The organism is Pseudoalteromonas sp. ATL1, from assembly GCF_058933015.1.
In genome coordinates this window covers 158,297-178,721 of sequence record NZ_JBZYXL010000001.1, presented here as the reverse complement: position 1 = coordinate 178,721, position 20,425 = coordinate 158,297, and the positions used below count along the sequence as shown (strand labels likewise).

Sequence of the window (20,425 nt, the reverse complement as noted above, 5' to 3'; positions counted from 1 at the left end):
ACAGGATGTACTCGTTAATACATGCATTAAAACAGAGTGAAATCAGTATTTGGCTAGAGCGTGATGAATTGAAATTAGCCTGTGATCCCAACACGGTGGATCAGCAGCTCATTGAGCAGGTTAGAAGCAATAAGCCGCAGTTAGTCGCGTTGTTGGCAGATAATCAGGTATTCTCCAAACAAGCTTTTTGCGAACGCCAGCTGTTTCGCCTGCCCTGCAATCGCAAACAAGCCACCTCTTGTTTGTCCTACGCGCAGCAAAGTATGCTGTTTGTTGAGCGCTTAGTAGAGCAAAATGACGCGTATCATATTCCCTTTCTTGCTCAATTGGGTGCGCAAGTGGATAGTGACCGCTTGCTCGCTGCGATTAACGATTTAGCACAGCGGCATCGCATCTTAAAAACCTGTTATCCGATGGATGAACAGGGCGTTTTTCAACCCCAGTATGTAGCGCAGCCGATAGATTTTGAATATGTCGATGTAGATACCCACACCCAGCTTGAGCAAGCAATCGATGCATGTTCGAAGGCGTCATTCTCACTGGCGAGTGAGCCGCCTATGCGCTGTGTTTTGTTAACGATGCAATCACATCGCTATGTGCTGTTTGTTTGGCATCACATCGCTTTTGATGGTTGGTCACACGGTGTTTTTGTGTCTCAGCTAGTGAACCTTTACGCACAAAATTATGCTCTTAAAGAAGGGGAACAAGCGGGCCATGGTTTACAGTATGAAGACTACGCTGTGTGGCAGCGTCAGAGTATTCAATCTGGCTTACTGGCAAAGCAGTTAGCCTATTGGCAAGCAGAGCTTAGCGGGTATACGCCCTTGGCTTTGCCGTTAGACAGAGTACGTCCAAAACAGCTTGATTATCGGGGTGATAAAGTTGTTTTTGAGTGTGACGCAGCGACGACAGCCCAGTTACGAAATTTGGCCAAAGCGCTAAATACCACCGTGAATGTGGTGATGTTGAGCGCTTTTTATATTCTGCTCTATCGCATCACTGGACAGCAAGACTTGATCCTTGGCACAACATCAGATAACCGTGAACTTGCACAAACGCAAGATCTAATCGGCTGCTTTGTTAACTCAGTTGCTTTGCGCGTGCAATTGCCAGATGGGCACACTATTGGAGATTTGGTTGAGCATGTACATCAGCAGCTAGGGACGGCGCGAGCCAACCAAGCTCTGCCATTTGACGCGTTAGTGGACGCACTAAAAGTGCCAAGAAATGTGGCATTACATCCACTTTTTCAAGTGATGTATAACTTTGAAAATTTAGCCAATGAGTACAATCCCAATGACGCACTATTTGTGGCTGATACTGAGGCTCAACCATCACTCCATTATTGTCCTGCCAAGTTTGATTTAAGTTTGAATATACAGTCACATACAGAGGTCATAAGTGGCGATTTCGTTTTTGCTTGTGCGCTATTTGAGCGCAACTCTGTGGCGCGTTTTAGTGACATGTACCAAATCATTTTGCATGCGATGTTGCAGGGTAGACAAACTGCGGTGCAAGCATTGCCGTTTTTGAGTGATGCACATCGCGCTACCCTGATGTCATGGTCTCAAGTGCATGCTCATTATGATGAGCATATGCCATTGCACAAACGGTTTGAACAGCAGGCGGAGCGTTTTGCTGAGCGCCAAGCGGTTGTCTATGACGATGGTAATGGGCAACAGCAGGCAATGAGTTATCGGTGCTTAAACCAAAGTGCAAATGCTGTTGCACATTACTTGCTAGCACAGCATGGTTCGCTACTTGCAACACACAGCGAGACGAAGCCTGTGTCTATTGCACTGATGTTTGAGCCTTGCAGCGATATGCTGGTGGCACTGTTAGCTATTTTGAAAACTGGCGTGGCGTATGTGCCCATTAACCCCAGTCTACCTGACGAACGTATATGTTTTATGCTAGAAGACAGTGGGGCGTGCATGGTTTTAACAACCAAGGCGCTGGCGTCACGTATCACGCCTCTGGCCAGTACCGCGTTGGTGCTGGCGATGGATGAGCTAAGAGCGGAACAGTGCATTGAGCCCTCATCAGATCACACTCCAAATATTGCTTCATCTAGTGATGATCCCGCTTATATTATTTATACCTCCGGTAGTACTGGGCAGCCAAAAGGCGTGATCCAGCCGCACAAAAATGTATCGAGACTGTTTAGCGCAACGGCAGAGCAGTTTGCTTTTACTGAGCATGATGTGTGGACCTTGTTTCATGCTGTGAGTTTTGACTTTAGTGTCTGGGAAATATGGGGTGCCTTGCTCCACGGCGGCAAACTGGTAGTGCCCGATAAAGCCTGTTTGACCCATACAGCAAAATTTATTGGCCTATGCAAGCGACATAAAGTCACGGTACTCAATCAAACACCGGCGGCATTTTATGTGTTGATGGAGCAGGCTGTTACCCGAGTTGCTGATGTAGCGTCACTTCGCTGGGTGATTTTTGGTGGCGATAAATTGAATATGGCCCAGTTAACGCGTTGGTGGCAGGCTTTCGCCGTTGATGCCCCAAGTTTGGTCAATATGTATGGCATCACTGAAACCACGGTGCATGTGACCGTAAAGCAATTAACACCGCAAATAGAGGGCGACATATCGCCGATTGGCCGAGCTATCGGCGACATGAGCACCCATGTTTTAACCAGTGATAAGCAACTTGCGCCAATAGGCACATTTGGTGAGTTATATGTGGGCGGCGCTGGATTAGCACTCGGTTATTTAAATCGCCCCACATTAACAGCTGAGCGGTTTATAGACTCCTTAGAGATGATGCCAGAAGTTGGCCGTGTGTATCGCACGGGCGATATCGTTCGTTGGCGTGATAATGGCGAACTCGAGTACTTGGGCCGCAATGACGCGCAAGTAAAGATACGAGGTTATCGCATTGAGCTGGGTGAAATAGAACAAGCATTGTGTTCACATCCACATGTCGAGCAGGCCATTGTTCGAGTAGAAAGTCATGCAGGCATGGATGCTTTATTGGCTTATTACGTTTGCAACAACCAGCACATGTGCCAAAGAGATGAACTACAGGACTTTCTTAGCGCTCGGTTACCTGACTATATGGTGCCCAATTATTATCAGATGTTGCATCACATTCCACTCACGGTAAATGGCAAGGTCGATAATGCTGCATTACCGCTAGTGCAATGGCAAGATGAACTCGATTATGTCGCACCGGCCAGTGCGATAGAAAAGAGTTTGTGTCAGATCTGGCAATTACTGCTTGGGTTAGAGCGGGTTGGCGTAGCGGACAATTTCTTTGCTTTGGGCGGCAATTCGATTTTGGCGATTCGCTTGAGTGCCTTGTGTCGAGAACAGCTGAATCGAGAGGTTGCGTTAGCCGATTTATTTGCTTGTCAAACCATCGAAAAACTCGCTAAGCGCCTAGAAAAATCACAACTTTTGCACATTCCAATGAGTGGTCAAGGCAAAGCGCCATTGTCGTTTGCACAACAGCGAATGTGGTTTATTGAACAGCTGGAAGAGGGAAGCAGCCTATATCACATGCCCTACGTTTTGCGCATCGCCGCCGATGTTGATGTGAACAAATTAAAGCAGTCCTTAGAGCACGTCGTAGCCAGTCATGACGCACTAAGCCGAGTACTTTGCCTTGAACCGCTTGGCGAGGTGTACAGTGAGATGAGTGCCCTAACATTGGATGTTAGCGAGCAACAGGTAGCCACCCTGACACAGTTACAGAGCAAGATCGCTCAAGATGTACAAAGGCCATTTGACTTGTTTGCCCAGCTGCCTATTCGAGGGCATTGCTACACACTTCAAAATGATAATTATTTATTGTTGGTGATGCACCATATCGCTTTTGATGGTTGGTCAGAACATTTGTTTTTCAGTGACCTTTCACGGGTTTATCAGGCCATTATGAATGGTAGTGATATGCTCAAGCATACGCCGCGTTTAAGTTATGGCGATTATGCGCGGTGGCAGCACGATTATTTGCAAGCTCAGATATTACTGCAACAGCAAACTTATTGGCTCAAACAATTGGATGGCTATCAAACTTTGCAGATACCCACCGATTTTGTTCGCCCAGAAAAGCCAGATTATCAAGGCGATGATGTGGTATTTACGCTCAGTCAAGGCGACTCTCAAGCGCTGCGCAAGTTAGCCAAAGCACAAAAGACGACTTTGCATAACGTGTTGCTCAGTGGTTTTTACTTGCTCTTGGCCCGTTTAAGCGGGCAAACAGATCTTATTGTGGGCAGTCCAACGGACAACCGTCATCATGCGCAAACACACGATACCATCGGCTTTTTTGGCAATACGTTGGCCTTACGGCAGCGCATAGATTGGTCGTTATCGGTTGGTGATTTTATTGTTCAAGTGAGTCGGACTGTGACGCAGGCACAAACTCAACAAGAGCTGCCTTTTGAACAGCTGGTGGAGTTACTTCAAGTGGAGAGAGACTTATCTCGCCACCCACTCTTTCAAGTGTTGTTTACCTGTATGCCGGCAAAAGCGCCGTGGCCGAGTGATTGGCCAGTCGCACTTTGTCAGCCAAATGAGCAAGGGCTACTTAATCATGCAAAGTTTGATTTGAGCTTGTTTATTCAGGATGACCAAGCAGCCATTCGTGGCACTTTGAATTTTGCGGTGAGTTTGTTTAACCGCCAAAGTGTGACGCGTTTTGCCAACTACTATCAGTGTATCTTGACGGATATGGCAAACGCATCGTCGCAACCAATTAGCTCGGTGCAATATCTGCCAGAACACACCTATCGTACTTTAACGCAGCAGTGGAGTTATCACGCCGGAAGCATACCTACTGGCAATTCATTTCAGTCCAGCTTTGAACAGCAAGTGGCTAAAACCCCTCATGCGATAGCTGTGCGCTTTGGGGATGACTCTGTGAGTTATTGTCAACTCAATGAACGTGTGAATCGACTCGCACACTATATCCGTCGTCAGTACCAAGCTGGTGAGGGATTGATGATAAAGCCCGATACCTTGATTACTTTGTACTTTGATCGTGGCATTGAGATGATCGTTGCCATGCTTGGTGTGCTCAAAAGTGGTGCTGCATACGTGCCGATGGCGTTGGACACCCCAGCCCAACGGGCACAGTTTATTTTGCAAGATACCCAAGCCGTGATGGTGTTATGCGAGCAACAGTATCAGACGCAATTGTCGACGTGGATAAAAGAAGCGGGCAGCACAGCGCAGTTGGTGGTCACAGATGCCATCGACATCGATATTGAAGGCGCTTCGCAAAACCCTGAGCCCATTGCCTGCCAGCAGAGCCTAGCTTATGTTATCTATACCTCGGGTACTACAGGTCAGCCGAAGGGGGTTATGATCCAGCAAGGAACGTTGACGCGATTTAGCCAGATCATGACACGAGTATATCAAAATGACGATAACCCACTGAATATATTAAGTATGACGAGTTATGCGTTTGATATGTTCTGTTCTGAATATCCGCTTGCGTTACTCAGTGGGGGTCAGTTAATTCTCACAACCGCAACCCAGATCATGGCGGATCTCACTCGTTGGAAGGCACACATTCGCCTGATCCAGCAAACGCCGTCACTGTGGAAATTGCTTATGGCACAAATTGGTACCAGTCAGGCGTTTCGCCATATTGATGTGTCAATTGGCGGGGAAAGTGCCAGTGGTGAATTACTCGATGCTATGCAGCGTTGTTTTGCAAGAGTCTTCCAAGCTTATGGCCCAACTGAAACATGCGTGTGGAGTAGCGTTGCACAATATCGAGGTGGCCAAGAACGCAATATTGGTAAACCGTTATTGGGGGAGGCAATCTATATTCTTGACGATCAGCAACAGCCTGTGCCACAAGGTGTCGATGGTGAAATTTATATTTCTGGCATAGGTTTGGCCAAAGGCTATCTCAATCGAGTATCGTTGAATGAGGCACGCTTTGTCACGAATCCATTTTGCTCAACTTCACAACAGACGCATTTACAGCGTATGTATCGAACGGGTGATATAGGGCGCTGGAACTGTGACGGTACAATTGAATATGTCGGACGCAATGACTTTCAGGTCAAAGTGAAGGGATATCGTATTGAGCTTGGCGAAATTGAACAAGTGGTGCAGCGTTTAAGTGGCTGTAAACAAGTGGCTGTGTTGGTTGAATCCAGTTCGCATCAACCACAGCACCATTTCATCGTTGCCTATTTAGTGATGACAGATAAACAGTTAAATGAGGCGCAGCTCAAAGTCGCACTTCAGCAATATTTACCCAGTTATATGATCCCAGAGTACTTTAAAGTCCTTGAACAGTTACCTCTTAACAGCAATGGTAAACTGGACAGGCGTGCTTTGCCACGCATTGAGCCATTAATATCAACGCCCAAGGCAGAGCCACAGAACGCAGTGCAAAATCGGTTGCTCAAAGTTTGGCAGCAGGTATTGGGGAAAATTCAGATAGGCATCCATGACGACTTTTTCAAAGTGGGTGGTCACTCTTTGAACATTGTGCAATTAGTGGCAGAAGCGCAAAAGCACGGCTTTATTTTTCGTTTAAAGGATGTGTACCAACACCGCAGTATTGCCAGTCAAGCATCGCTTCTCAATGAAAAGCGCGGCATACCTGTGTTTGAGGGGCCAAAAGCAGTGTCTGAGTCAGAGTATCTGGTTAAAGCCAGTCCGTTACTGCAAAGTTGGTGGCAGACCACCGACAAAGGGATCGCGAAATCCTGTATTACGAGCGGAGCGGATATTGTGATCGCAGGTGAATGCTCGCACTCGGTATTAAATCGGTGTTTTGATGCTCTATATCAGCAGCATCCAATTTTGCGTACACGATTTGTCGATAGACATGATGAGCTTTGGTTAGCGCTTCATGCGCAGCAACGACCAGTGGTGACACATTTTGATACGCGTGAATTCGAGCATGAAGAGCAAGCGCTGGCCGAACTATTAGCCAAACTTTATGATCCGGGGTTTTTATGGCAAGGCGTCGCACTTCATTTGCGCGATGAACCTGCCAGCAAAATAGCAGTGATCCAACGTCCAAATGAAACACAAATACATGTTTTGGTTGACCATATTTTGTGTGATGGAATTTCCGCTGGGGTGTTACGCAGAGATTTAGAGCAGCTGTATGCATTAGCTTCTGAGCAGCAAACCTTGAGTTTGCAACAGTATGATTATCATTATTTAGATTACATACGTTGGTTACAGGAGGACTACCCGAAAACGGATGACGCGACGCATGCGCAACAGTTTTGGCAGGGATTAGTGCCAAGCTATCAAACGAGTCGATTAGCACATGATAGTAGCTATTTAGGCACCGATTTTGGGACCCCAATTACAAGCCAGTTTGTGTTAGCGCGTTCGACCAGTTTGTCTATCAAGCAATATTGTGCTCAGACCGGACTCACTAAATCTAATGTCCTGTTTACTTTGTTTAATCATGTGATTGCGCACATATTACAACAAAATCGACCTTCCACTGCCATTGTGCTCAGTGGTCGAAATTTGCCAGGCACAGAGCATTTGACTGGCAACTTTGCAGATATTGCATTTTTGCCAATTCCAATTGAACTCGGGCAATTTCAAGCAACCGATTTTGAAAAGGTCACAGAGCTGGTTGAAAGCGCAAGCATTTATCTCAGTACTGATCATCGCCAGTATTTACCACTTGGTGTATCGGCGGCAGACCCTAGAGAGCTGTCGCGACAGCCCAGTACGCCTTTTGTATTCAGTTTTGATGCCTTTAATGAGTTGGATGAACATGACTTAGCGCATATCCAACAAGGAGAAGTACTCACAAGAACCAACACTGGGGCCATGAATTTCAATTGGCTGAGAGTATCGCAATGTGGTGATGACTTGTTAATTACTCTCGATATGGAAGGCCAGTATTACCATCAAGATACATTACGTCACATCATGAAAGTCACAGACCAAGTTTTCGCTGAGGCAATGAATGCCGTGCTTGAAATACCAAAGCTCAATCAGGATGTATCGAAAAATAACGCAGAGTTCATCGGAGTCTAAAATGAAAAATAATGCAGAAAAATTAGTATCCACGTTTTACAAAGAATTTGGCTGGAATACCCACTCTGATGTGACGGAAGATGCTAAAAAGTTTGAAGACTTACGTGAATACGCCGCCCCCTATGTGAGTCGTTGTCGCCAACGCGTCAAAATGCATATCCCGGAATCCGGTGAATGTATTATCGATATGGCATCTGGGCCAGTGCAATACCCTGAGTATTTAGAATATTCAACGGGATATCGTAAACGTTATTGCGTCGACTATTCAGAGCAAGCACTGGCTGGTGCGAAGGAAAAACTGGCGGAACATGGCGAATATTTATGTGGTAACTTTTTGAATATGGATCTGGAGCGCAATTTTTTTGATTGTGCCATTAGCTTGCATACGATTTATCACATTGATAGAGATGAACAAGAATTAGCGGTGCGCAAGCTCGTGGATATTACTAAGCCCGGCAAACCGGTCATTATTGTGTATTCAAACCCTATGCCTTTGATCCGTTATTTTATAAGTCCGTTTGAAAAACTTAAACAGAAGTTATTAGCGTCTCGACAAAAACACACTGATGAGTTGGAACTTTATGTTCATAGACATCCAATAGACTGGTGGTCGCGTTTCGCGGATGTGGGTGAAGTCACCATTTTACCTTGGCGTTCATTTGCCGCGGAGCATCAAAAAGTGCTGTTTCCAAATAACCGACTCGGGCGCTGGATGTTTGCCAAGCTTTTTCAACTAGAGGATTTATTTCCACAGTTTTTTGCGAAATGGTTCCAGTATCCAATGATCATCATTACTAAAAATCATAACTCGGATGGGAAGCTTGTATGAGCGGCCAGTCATTGCAAAGTGCGATGCATAGTTTGTTTGAGTACTTAGAGCAGCAACCTGATACTGCACCAAGCCAAATTGAACGCAAAGTTGCGGTATTGTCAACACCGCGCTCTGGCTCAAATCTGTTTTGTAGTGTGTTACAACAAACAAATAAGTTTGGTCAGCCTCTAGAGTGGATTTGTCCGGGTGTGATGGCGTGTTACCAAGCCTATTTTAAACTCGATGAAATAGACATTCCGCGTTATTTGGATTTTGTGATGCGCAAATCATCAAGCTGTAATCGGGTATTTTCGATTCACTTTCACATAGAGCAATACCAAACGTTATTAGCAGCAGGTTTTGATATATTCTCGCTTAATTTCGATAAGGTCTATTACATCAATAGGGCAGAAAAGTTAGCTCAAGCCTATTCATATGCCAAAGCACAAATTACCCAGCAATGGGCCTCACACTTCGAAGCGGTTGAAAATGTAGAACATGGTATCGCTAAGAGTGAGGTCGTTGACGCTTTATTACGTATCGTTAAGTCGCAGGAGTATTACCAGACACATCTTTCTCCTCGTGTGGATAGGCAATTTGACTACGAAGACTTCTCTGAACTTGCCAAGACTCAAGTATATCAACGGGTGTTGAGTGACCTTGATCTGCAATCCGGCTTACCGTTGACGACTTATATGAAAAAGCAGAGGACGTATAAAGACCTTGCTGAGATAGAAAAGTTGAAACATTACTTAATACCATTTGGATGATTTTCATCCATAAAGTAAAAATTGGTTAAAAAATAATTCTAATCACATATTTCGTTGGTACCTGTGGTTTCATTTATAAAACAGCAGTTGGTTGGATTTTAAATTCCAATTTTTGGCTTTGGTGGGTTTTTATTTTCTTTTTGTGGCGCTTTATCATGGGTTTGTTGGTTTTTTTATGCTTGATCTGGTTTTGTTTCCCATGTTAAAACATAACTAATCCATCAACAGGACTATTGGCTCAATGAAAAACATCACGCTTTTGTCACTACTGCTTAACCTCTTACTGATTAATTTTGTCAGCGGGGCGTAGTGCGTGTAATTGAGCAACTACTTTATAACCCCGCACATAGCGGGGTTTTTTTATTTTTGGGGTGAGGAATAAACAATGCAGGATAAAGTTTGGATTTTTGATACTACGTTGCGTGATGGCGAGCAAGCGTTAAAAGCAAGCCTAACCGAAGATGATAAAGTACAGTTAGCACATGCGATTAGCCGTTTGAATGTCGACGTAATGGAGGTTGGATTTCCAGTTTCTAGCCCTGCTGACTTCAGAGCAGTACAGCGTATTGCAACGGAAGTACGTAACCCCGTGATTTGCGGTTTGGCTCGAGCGGTGAATAAAGACATTGAAGCCTGTGGTGAAGCGTTAAAACCCGCAGAGCGAGGTCGTATTCATACTTTTATCGCAACCAGTCCGTTGCACTTAGAACACAAATTACGCATGAGTTTAGATGATGCCACTGCGATGGCGGTGAAGTCTATCAAACTTGCGCGTAACTATACCGATGATGTTGAATTCTCGTGCGAAGATGCCGGACGCACCCCGCACAGCGATTTATGCCGTATTGTTGAGTCGGCTATTAATGCAGGTGCTTCAACCATCAATTTGCCTGATACCGTTGGCTATGTAACACCTGATGAATACGCGGCGATGATCCATCATTTAATGAACAATGTGCCAAACATCGATAAAGCACGCTTGAGTGTGCATTGTCACAACGATTTGGGTTTGGCGGTTGCCAACTCTATTGCTGCAGTGCAAGCCGGGGCGCGACAAATAGAATGTACGGTAAATGGCATCGGTGAGCGTGCAGGCAACTGTTCGTTGGAAGAAGTGGCGATGATCATGAAAATGCGCCAAGACCACTTAAAGGTGTACACCGATATTCACAGTGAAGAAATTTACCGTGCTTCTCGTCAAGTGGCAAAAATATGCAATATGGCCGTGCAGCCGAACAAAGCCATTGTGGGTGAAAACGCTTTTGCCCACAGTTCAGGTATCCACCAAGATGGCGTGTTAAAAGCACAAAACACCTACGAGATCATGTCGCCAGAAAGCGTGGGCGTGCCCAACAATCAATTAAATATGACCTCTCGTTCTGGTCGTCATGTTATTGAGCATCGTTTGACTGAATTGGGTTATCAAAAGTCAGATTATGACATGGATAGCCTGTATGAGAGCTTCTTAGCTTTGGCTGACCAAAAAGGCACAGTCTACGACTACGACTTAGAAGCCATGATTTACTTCAATCAAATGACTGATGCAGACGACCATTACAAACTTGAGTTTGTTAATTCCACTTCTAACTCGCAATCAGTGGCCAGTTCAACCATTGGCATGACGGTTGGTGGCGAGTCAAAACAAGAAGCCGCAACGGGTAATGGTCCCGTAGAAGCGTCATTCTTAGCGATTGAACGTATTACGGGCATGACAGTTGAAGTAATCGAATACAACCTAGATGCAACCGGGCAAGGCGCAAGTTCGCTTGGTCAGGTCGACATCATAGCCAAATATAATGGCCGACAGTATCACGGTGCGGGTTTAGCCGCAGATATTGTAGAAGCCTCGGTGCGGGCCATGATCCGCGTTTACAACTTGATTGATAGAGCGCAAAAAGTCTCTAGTTTAAAACAACAAAGGAAAGCAGGATGAGCCAAACCAGTTACCAAGTTGCTGTTCTCGCAGGAGACGGCATTGGCCCAGAAGTGATGTCAGCAGCGCTAAGCGTGTTAGATGCGGTCAGTGAAAAGTTTCAGTTCACATTACAATTTGAGCACCATGCCATTGGCGGTGCTGCTATTGACCAGTTTGGTCAAGCGTTACCAAGCATAACGCTGCAAGCTTGTGAGCAATCCGACGCGATTTTGTTCGGTTCTGTGGGTGGGCCAAAATGGGAAAATTTGCCCCCTGATCAGCAGCCTGAACGCGCTTCATTGTTACCGCTGCGCAAGCACTTTGGCTTGTTCTGTAATCTACGCCCGGCACAGTTATTACCGGCATTAAGTTCGGCTTCACCACTACGTGCTGATATTAGTGAGCAAGGCTTCGATATTTTATGTGTTCGCGAACTAACCGGTGGTATCTACTTTGGCGAAAAGGGCCGTGAAGGCAGCGGTGCTGAAGAGTCGGCCTTTGACACCCAGCGTTACTCGCGCTTAGAAATTGAGCGTATCGCTCGCTTTGCGTTTGAGGCCGCAAGGTTGCGTAGCAACCACGTTACATCGGTTGATAAAGCCAATGTGTTAGCGTCGAGTGTACTTTGGCGTGAAGTGGTGACAGAAGTCAGCAAAGATTACCCAGAAGTGACTCTTGATTATATTTATGTCGATAACGCGGCCATGCAGTTAGTGAAGCAACCAGGGCAGTTTGATGTACTGCTATGCGATAACTTATTTGGCGATATTTTATCGGATGAGTGCGCAATGATCACAGGTTCCATGGGCTTACTTCCTTCAGCTAGCTTAAATCAATCGGGCTTTGGTTTATATGAGCCAGCAGGTGGCTCTGCGCCTGATATTGCCGGTAAAGGCATTGCTAACCCAATTGCACAAATTTTGAGTGCAGCACTGATGTTACGTTACTCGCTTGGTCAAGATGAAGCCGCGCGCAGCATTGAAAAAGCGGTTGCAGAGGCGGTTGCGGCGGGTGTGGGTACGCCAGATATTTTTCCGAATTCAGGTTACACCACACAAGACGTTGCACAGGCAATCGTAAGCCGAATATAACTAATTTACAGTGGCAACTTTCGTCGGGTTGCCAGTGATTGATGAGGAAGTAGCAAGTGGCACAAACCTTATATGACAAGATTTGGCAATCTCATGTGGTTGCAAAAATAAATGAGCAAACAGATTTACTATATATCGATCGGCATTTAGTGCACGAGGTAACGTCACCGCAAGCGTTTTCAGGCTTACGTGAGCAAAATCGAACCGTGCGCTGTCCTGAAAAAACCTTTGCCACCATGGATCACAACGTGTCGACCAAAAGTCGCTCTTTGGATGCCGCCAGCGAAGTGTCGAAAAACCAGCTGATGGCGTTAGCTAAAAACTGTGAAGAGTTTGGGATCGTACTTTACGATTTAAATTCTATTAATCAAGGCATCGTGCATGTGATGGGCCCCGAACAAGGGATCACCCTGCCGGGCACAACCATTGTGTGCGGCGATAGCCATACCTCTACCCATGGTGCATTTGGTGCCTTGGCGCATGGTATTGGTACATCGGAAGTGGAACATGTATTAGCAACGCAAACGTTGCAACAGAAAAAAGCCAAGTCGCTAAAAATTCAAGTAAACGGTGTGTTGCGTCCAACCGTGACCGCAAAAGATTTGATCATGGCCGTGATTGGCAAGCTAGGCACAGCAGGTGGCACGGGCTATGTCGCAGAGTTTTGTGGGTCGGCTATTGAAGCATTGTCGATGGAAGCACGCATGACGCTGTGTAATATGAGTATTGAAATGGGCGCGAAAGCTGGGCTTATCGCCCCTGACGAAACCACGTATGACTATTTGAAGGGCCGTCCATTTGCGCCGCAAGGCGCTGACTTTGAAGCCGCTGTTGCTTATTGGCAAACACTTCGTACTGACGAAGGTGCGCAGTTTGACTCTGTGGTAGAGATCAACGCAGCAGATATTCAGCCGCAGGTGACTTGGGGCACCAGCCCTGAGCAAGTGATTGGCATTGATGAAGTGGTGCCTAACCCTGACTTAGAACCAGACTTGATCAAAGCCGATGCGATTCGCAGTGCGCTCAAATACATGGGCTTAGAAGCGGGTCAAAAGCTATCGGATGCGAAAGTAGATACTGTGTTTATTGGTTCATGTACCAATAGCCGCATTGAAGATTTACGCGCCGCAGCACAAATTGTGCAAGGTAAGAAAGTGGCGCAAGGGGTGGAAGCGCTTATTGTGCCGGGCTCAGGTTTAGTGAAACAGCAAGCCGAACAAGAAGGGCTGGCTGATATCTTCAAAGCAGCAGGTTTTGAATGGCGTGAACCGGGCTGCTCAATGTGCTTAGCGATGAACGATGACCGTTTAGATGCGGGTAAACGCTGCGCCTCAACATCCAACCGAAACTTTGAAGGGCGTCAGGGGCGCGGTGGTCGAACGCACCTTGTCAGCCCAGCGATGGCGGCCGCTGCGGCAATTGCGGGCCACTTCACGGATATTAGAGGAGAAGCCCAATGAGTTGTTATCACCAAGGGTTACTAGCACCATTAGATAAAAATAACGTCGATACCGACCAAATTATTCCAAAGCAGTTTTTAACCTCAACTAGTCGTGATGGATTCGACAAAGCGCTATTTTATGATTGGCGTTACTTGGATGATGGCGCACCGAATCCAGATTTTGTATTGAATAAGCCATGCTACCAAGGTGCGTCCATTTTATTGACGCGTGATAACTTTGGTTGCGGTTCATCCCGTGAACACGCGCCTTGGGCGCTGAAGCAGTATGGTTTCACGGTGATTTTGGCCGAAAGCTTTGCCGATATTTTCTTCAATAACTGCGGTAACAATCAGATGTTGTGTGTGGCATTGCCAGCGGCAGTACTTGAGCAACTGTTTGTGCTAACGCAGCAACATGAAGACATTCAAGTTGAAGTTGATTTGGCCAATCAGCAATTAAAGAGCCCATATTTTGACGCGATTAATTTTGAGGTGCGAGAAGACATCAAGGCGCGTTTATTGAGCGGCTTAGATTTTATTGGTGAAACAGAGCAGTTGAACGAACAAATCACCGCCTATGAGCAGCAGTTAAACGCTGAGCGACCTTGGCAATAGAGCAGATAACGCATTTAATTGCTTAAAGCCAAAGAGGCCATTACTCTTTGGCTTTTTTATTTGTGTAATTTCGGGTGAAGTATGAAGAATTGGATTATGGGATCGCTCGCACTAGCGAGTTTTACAGCGTTATCACGTCCCGCGCCCTTGGTGTCTATTCCAACGCATGATGCCTTTTTTAATCACATTGCTCAGCATTGTGGCAAAGCCTATGAAGGTAAAGTAAGCGTTGATAACGCCTCGGGCAGCAGTTCGTTCGCTAGTAAAAAGCTAGTGATGCATGTGCGTCGCTGCGACGAGCAGCAATTACAAATACCATTTCATGTCGGTGATGATGCGTCACGCACTTGGATTATTGCTAAAACGGGCAGTGGCTTAAGTCTGAAGCACGACCATCGCCATAAAGATGGTAGCGATGATGCCTCAACCATGTATGGTGGCCACACTCTGGATGCGGGTTTTGATAATGTGCAGTCATTTCCTGCCGATCAATATTCAAAAGAGTTGTTTGTGCGCCAAGGTATCCCGCAATCGATGAGCAATACTTGGCAAATGTTTATCTATGAAGATACGTTTACCTATCGTATGGTCAGAGAAGGGCGAGAGTTTCGCGTAGATTTTGACTTAACCAAACCTATTCCAGCCCCCGCTGCACCGTGGGGCTATAAAGACTAAAAAGAAATTCGCAACAATATGTTTTAGTGACTATTTTATAGATAGTCACTAAAACGCCGACCCTTTCGGCGTATCGTAAAAGGATACGTTATGCCAATCTCTGAGCGACAAAAACAACTCGTACAACAAAGCTTTGCTAAGGTTGAACCAATCGCAGAGCAAGCGGCTGAGATCTTCTACGCCACCTTATTTGAATATGATCCTTCACTAAAACCGCTATTTAAAAATAGTATGAAAGCACAAGGTCAAAAGCTGATGGCGACCTTGAAGGTGGCAGTGGCGGGTTTGGATGACTTAGATCGTTTGATCCCGGTTCTTCATAAATTAGCAGAGCGCCATGTTGATTATGGTGTGCAGGCCAAAGACTTTACACCTGTTGGTAATGCATTGTTGCATACACTAAAAGTAGGTTTGGGTGATGATTGGAACCCAGAGCTTCGCCAGGCTTGGGTGGATGTGTTTAGAGTCATTGCCAAGGTGATGAAAGCCCATTCGTTTACCGAGCATTAAAGATGGATTAATGCGGGCTCTTTGACAACAAAGCGCCCTGCGTCTGTTTCCTTGCTATTTAGTTTCCACACACTTTATTTCCACGGTTAAATCGTTTTGATAAGGTCGCGGTTGTGTCGGCAACTTTTCAAATGTTTGTACGCCTTGAAGTAATGTGAGTTGTGGAGTTGAACCCTGACATAGTCTTTTCGCATGGCGCAGCAAAAACACACTTTGTTGCAAAAAAAACTGATAGCTATCTGGTTTTATCTTCAATAAATAGTGGTCATCATTATACTTTGTTTGTTCGTAGTGAACTTGGTGGTCAAAATCGTAGTGCTTTTCTGGCGTCCCCATTGGTACTGGCGTATGCTGACAGGCCATTAATAACGTTGATGCTATTAGGGTCACAAGATAAGGTTTACAGCGTACCTGCTGTTTGTATCTATTCAATGAGCGCATATGCGGCTACTCCTTTCATTTACGATATTTTGAGTTTAACACACAGAAGGTGATCTCTTGTTAAAACACTTAAAAAAGCTATTGCTAAGTAGTCAGTTAGAAGCTGCTCGTGGCTCGACGCTAGATTTCAATACCGCATTGGCGGCGCTGTTGGTAGAAGTCATGAGAGCGGATGGAAAAATGCTTGAAAGTGAGTTGGATAAAACCCGTCAGATACTCATTCAACGTTGCCAATTGAGCGAACCTCAGGCCGCAACCTTGATTGAACATGCACAAAAGTTGGTGTCGCAAGCCATTGATTTGTTTGCGTTCGTTAAACAAATCAATCAGCACACTTCGGATGTAGAGCGCATTGAGATCATCGAACTATTGTGGCATGTGGCGTTTGCCGATGGTCATCTCGATAGCCATGAAGACCATATGATCCGCAAAATAGCAGGGCTACTATATGTGGCTCACCCTGATTTTATTAGTGCGAAAATCGCAGCTCAAGAACAAAGCCCCCAGTAGAGGGCTTATTGCGTATTTAAATGACACGTGAAAATCGTGATGTTTTAAGTTGCTGTTGTAAGTAAGCATCAAAACACATACAAATGATACGAATAAACAAGTTGCCTTTACTGGTAACCACAATTTTAGTGTCGCTGATATTGACCAAGCCGTCGTCTGCCAAAGGTTGTAGCGCCGCTAATGCATCTGAAAAATGCTCTGCGAAATCGATGTGATAGCTGCCTTCAAATTGTTTTATATCCAGCTCAAAATGACAAATGAGTTGCTTAATCAGCGCCGCTCTCATTGTGTCTTCTGCTGTGAGTTTCATACCTTTGGTGATGGCAAAACCATCTAGGTTTACGGCGTCATAGTAGGCTCTGAGTTCTTTTTGATTTTGTAATATGGCATCACCAATTTGCGAGATAGAAGAAACGCCTAAACCCAGTAAGTCGCAATTACCGTGTGTGGTGTAACCCTGAAAATTACGATGCAGCTCGCCATTTTGTTGCGCAATTGCTAGCTCGTCTTGTTTCTTAGCAAAGTGATCCATGCCAATAAATTGATAACCCGCCTGCGTCATTTGCGCCAAGGTGTTTTTAAACATAGTGAGCTTTTGTTGTGCGCTTGGCATGTCTTGCTCTTTGAGTTTGCGCTGCGCTGCAAACTTGTCTGGCAGGTGTGCGTAATTAAACACAGAGACTCTATCAGGACTTAGCGCTATTAGCTTGTTGATGCTTTGTGCAAAGCTTTGTGGCGTTTGGTGTGGTAGGCCATAAATCATATCGGCATTAATCGACTTAAAACCTAAATGACGGGCTCGCTCTAGCAGGCCAATCACATCATCCATATGCTGAGGGCGGTTCACCGCTTCTTGTACTTGGTCGTTAAAATCCTGCACACCAAAAGACACGCGATTAAAACCAAGTGATTGCAAGTGTTCCAGCATATTATCGGCAAGCGAGCGAGGGTCAATTTCAATGCCTCGCTGTGCATCGCTCGCAAAAGTAAAATGTTGCTCCAGTAACGTGATCAAGCGCGTCATTTGCTCTTTGGTTAAAAATGTGGGGGTGCCACCACCTAGATGTAACTGCTCTACTCGGTAACGTTTAAAAAGCGGTGCCTGTGCTTTGATCTCCAGCTCCAAATTATCCAGATACACGTCAGCTTTGTGCTGGTGACGAGTCACAATTTTATTGCAGCCACAGTAATAACAAAGCTGATGGCAGAACGGGATATGAACGTACAGCGACAGAGACTGACTAGCTGATGCGCAAATAGCAGAGCGTAATGCATTGGCATCATAGCCGTCAGTTAGTGATAGCGCCGTAGGGTAAGAAGTATACCTTGGCCCAGACACATTGTATTTTTTGATTAGGGAGTCATCCCAAGTAGGTAAATTAATCACGATCGCACTCAATGGTTACTTTGAGTGTGCAGTGTAAAAGGTCTTGGGATAAACGGTATTGATCTGAAGCAAGATTGGTGCGAGCAGACGCCCGCACCACCGAGAATGGCTAAAGCTTAAATTGGTTTACCGTGCTGTTTAGTGCTTTTGCTAAGTCATTTAAGTCTCTTGCTTCACTTGCCAGCGTTTGCGCATGATTCGCCGTACTATTAACCAGATCATTAATGGTATTGAGGCTGTTATTGATGTCTTCTGCGACTACCGTTTGCTCCTCAGTAGAGGTGGCAATTTGATGACTTTGATCTTGCACGGTCACAACTGAGTCGGCAATTTCGCGCAGTGAATCAAGCACCCCTTGCGTTTGCTCTACCGTGCTTTGCGCTTGATCTTGGCCTTGCTGCATCATGGTGGAAGCTTGCTGAGCGATTTGCTGTAGACGAGAGATCATGTTGCGAATGTCATCGGTAGATTCTTGCGTACGACTAGCAAGCGAGCGAACTTCATCCGCAACAACAGCAAAGCCACGACCCTGCTCACCAGCACGCGCCGCTTCAATGGCTGCATTGAGCGCTAGTAAGTTGGTTTGTTCGGCAATGCCGTTGATCACGTCGATCACCGCGCCAATGTTGCTAGTTTCTTGTTCTAGGCCAGCAACCACTTTAGCGGCCTCTCCAATATGCGTTGAAAGCTCAATCATCACCTGCTGTGCTTGGTTAGAACGTTGTGCGCCATCTTGCGTCATGCGTTGTACCGTTTCAGCAGCAGCATTGGTTTCTTGTGCGTTGCGAGAAATTTCAGTGACCGTTGCGGCCATTTCTGTCACTGCGGCACTAACGCTATCTACTTGTTCTTTTTCTTGCTGAATTTCATGATTGGTATTGGATGATACTTCGCTAAGCTGCGCCGACGCATTACCTAGCTGCGAAGCCTGCGCTGCCGTATCTATCATCATGGCACGTAGTTTATCGATAAAGGTATTCATATGATGTGCCAGCTGGCCCACTTCGTCTTTGCTCTTAATATCGATACGCTGCGTTAAATCGCCATCACCAGATGCGATATCACGCATAATTTGGGTAAGCGTTGTAATAGGCTGTGCGATCATGTGTGTTGCCCACCAGATCATGGCAACCACAATGGCAAGAATAATGGCCACCGCTGTCATGGTAGATACCACGGCTTGGTCGACTGGTGCTTCAATAAAACTGACGGGAATTAAAATGCCCACACGCCAATCAAGAATGGGTGTGTCTAACTTCACGCTATTGAAGACCACGTAGTACTCTTCACCTTTAAGCGTGACTTTGCTCGTGCCAGACGTATTGCTTTTGATCAGTGAGTTTAGCGCTGTGAATCCAGAGGTATTGTTAAAGCGGGTTTCAAGTGCTTCAAGGCCTTCTTTCCCGTTCGGACCTTCATCGGTGATAGACAGGTCATGACCTAAGCGCTTTGATAAATGCACCACCTTTGAGTTGTGGTCGAGTAAGAAACCAAAACCTTGGCCTTGAAAACGAATATCTTCCACCAAGGCGCTGATGCGATTGATTTGTAAATCAACCCCACCCACACCAACAAGTTTACCACTGGCGTTACGCACAGGCTGTTGCACCACGGCAGACACGGCACCGGTGTTGATATCCACTGACACGGCACCGACATACAAGCCATTATTATTTAAAGCATCTTGCCACCAACCGCGTTTATAGGCGAAATAAGGCTGACCATCGGCAAATTTAGAGGTGCGCTCATTTTCTTTGAAATATTCACCGGTATTCGCAGAGCCGAAAAAAGCGGATAACACGTTTTCGTCATTGCTACTGATGCGGATAAAATCTTGGTTGATTTTATCATATCCGTCTAGCGTATTGAGGTTAGCTTCACGTTGCGTATAACCTTCAAAAAAGCCCACCATGTGCGGACTGGTGACGAATGAATTCACTAACTTACCGTATTGTGCAAAGAATGATTCCATCGACAGCTTTTCGCCATACAAATAGCTTTGCGCCTCACGCTCTACACCCTGTCGTGACAGAGTGGCAATGTGATTCACAAAATAACTTGAGGCAATGATCAATAAGACCGAGATGGTACCGCCAATAAGTAAGAGGATTTTTTTCCTCATTGATAAGTTTTCTAGCATGATCTGTTCTTTTTCTTGGTAATGCGTAATAGGTAATCAAATCATATCTGCACTTAATTGGCTACCGTTTACGCCAAACGAAATATGTTTAAGTGCGATAATTCAATTCAGTATAGTGTATAAAACCA

13 protein-coding genes are annotated in these 20,425 nt (G+C 45.6%); 10 read left to right on the top strand and 3 right to left on the bottom strand.

All coding sequences use genetic code 11. From position 1 onward, the window contains the following. Positions 1–5 precede the first annotated feature (5 nt). The 9 genes from AC5FX4_RS00790 (at position 6) to AC5FX4_RS00750 (ending at position 15,819) form a co-directional block, all read left to right on the top strand. Positions 6–7,991, top strand: a complete 7,986-nt coding sequence (locus AC5FX4_RS00790) for an amino acid adenylation domain-containing protein (RefSeq protein WP_493604663.1) — start codon at positions 6–8, stop codon at positions 7,989–7,991. 1 nt (position 7,992) lies between these two features. Beyond that, entirely contained in the window at positions 7,993–8,820 is an 828-nt protein-coding gene (locus tag AC5FX4_RS00785; protein ID WP_493604662.1) for a class I SAM-dependent methyltransferase, read from the top strand. Beyond that, complete coding sequence (locus tag AC5FX4_RS00780; RefSeq protein ID WP_493604661.1) at positions 8,817–9,572, top strand: Stf0 family sulfotransferase; 756 nt, start codon at positions 8,817–8,819, stop codon at positions 9,570–9,572. The genes AC5FX4_RS00785 and AC5FX4_RS00780 overlap by 4 nt, the downstream gene beginning before the upstream one ends. A gap of 385 nt (positions 9,573–9,957) precedes the next feature. Next, positions 9,958–11,505: a 2-isopropylmalate synthase gene (gene leuA, locus AC5FX4_RS00775; RefSeq protein WP_493604660.1), complete on the top strand. Its 1,548-nt coding sequence runs from the start codon at positions 9,958–9,960 to the stop codon at positions 11,503–11,505. Continuing rightward, on the top strand, positions 11,502–12,578 hold the full coding sequence (gene leuB, locus AC5FX4_RS00770; RefSeq protein WP_493604659.1) for a 3-isopropylmalate dehydrogenase: 1,077 nt from the start codon (positions 11,502–11,504) through the stop codon (positions 12,576–12,578). The genes leuA and leuB overlap by 4 nt, the downstream gene beginning before the upstream one ends. Before the next feature lie 56 nt (positions 12,579–12,634). Then, positions 12,635–14,038 carry a 3-isopropylmalate dehydratase large subunit gene (gene leuC / locus AC5FX4_RS00765; RefSeq protein WP_493604658.1) on the top strand — a complete coding sequence of 468 codons (1,404 nt, stop codon included), beginning with the start codon at positions 12,635–12,637 and terminating at the stop codon, positions 14,036–14,038. Continuing rightward, on the top strand, positions 14,035–14,634 hold the full coding sequence (gene leuD, locus AC5FX4_RS00760) for a 3-isopropylmalate dehydratase small subunit (protein ID WP_493604657.1): 600 nt from the start codon (positions 14,035–14,037) through the stop codon (positions 14,632–14,634). The genes leuC and leuD overlap by 4 nt, the downstream gene beginning before the upstream one ends. A gap of 81 nt (positions 14,635–14,715) precedes the next feature. Then, positions 14,716–15,309: a hypothetical protein gene (locus tag AC5FX4_RS00755; protein ID WP_493604656.1), complete on the top strand. Its 594-nt coding sequence runs from the start codon at positions 14,716–14,718 to the stop codon at positions 15,307–15,309. Between the two features lie 90 nt (positions 15,310–15,399). Further along, the gene (locus tag AC5FX4_RS00750) at positions 15,400–15,819 is read left to right on the top strand and encodes a globin family protein (protein ID WP_493604655.1); all 420 of its coding nucleotides are present in this window, start codon (positions 15,400–15,402) and stop codon (positions 15,817–15,819) included. Positions 15,820–15,873: 54 nt separating this feature from the next. Here AC5FX4_RS00750 and AC5FX4_RS00745 read toward each other — a convergent pair whose 3' ends face one another. After that, positions 15,874–16,260, bottom strand: a complete 387-nt coding sequence (locus tag AC5FX4_RS00745) for a hypothetical protein (RefSeq protein ID WP_493604654.1) — start codon at positions 16,258–16,260, stop codon at positions 15,874–15,876. A gap of 57 nt (positions 16,261–16,317) precedes the next feature. Here AC5FX4_RS00745 and AC5FX4_RS00740 point away from each other — a divergent pair, with 57 nt between their 5' ends. Further along, the gene (locus AC5FX4_RS00740) at positions 16,318–16,770 is read left to right on the top strand and encodes a tellurite resistance TerB family protein (RefSeq protein WP_493604653.1); all 453 of its coding nucleotides are present in this window, start codon (positions 16,318–16,320) and stop codon (positions 16,768–16,770) included. Between the two features lie 16 nt (positions 16,771–16,786). On the opposite strand, the gene hemN is transcribed toward AC5FX4_RS00740, so the two are convergent. Further along, on the bottom strand, positions 16,787–18,157 hold the full coding sequence (gene hemN, locus AC5FX4_RS00735) for an oxygen-independent coproporphyrinogen III oxidase (RefSeq protein WP_493604652.1): 1,371 nt from the start codon (positions 18,155–18,157) through the stop codon (positions 16,787–16,789). 109 nt (positions 18,158–18,266) lie between these two features. Further along, positions 18,267–20,297, bottom strand: a complete 2,031-nt coding sequence (locus AC5FX4_RS00730; protein WP_493604651.1) for a methyl-accepting chemotaxis protein — start codon at positions 20,295–20,297, stop codon at positions 18,267–18,269. Positions 20,298–20,425 lie beyond the last annotated feature (128 nt).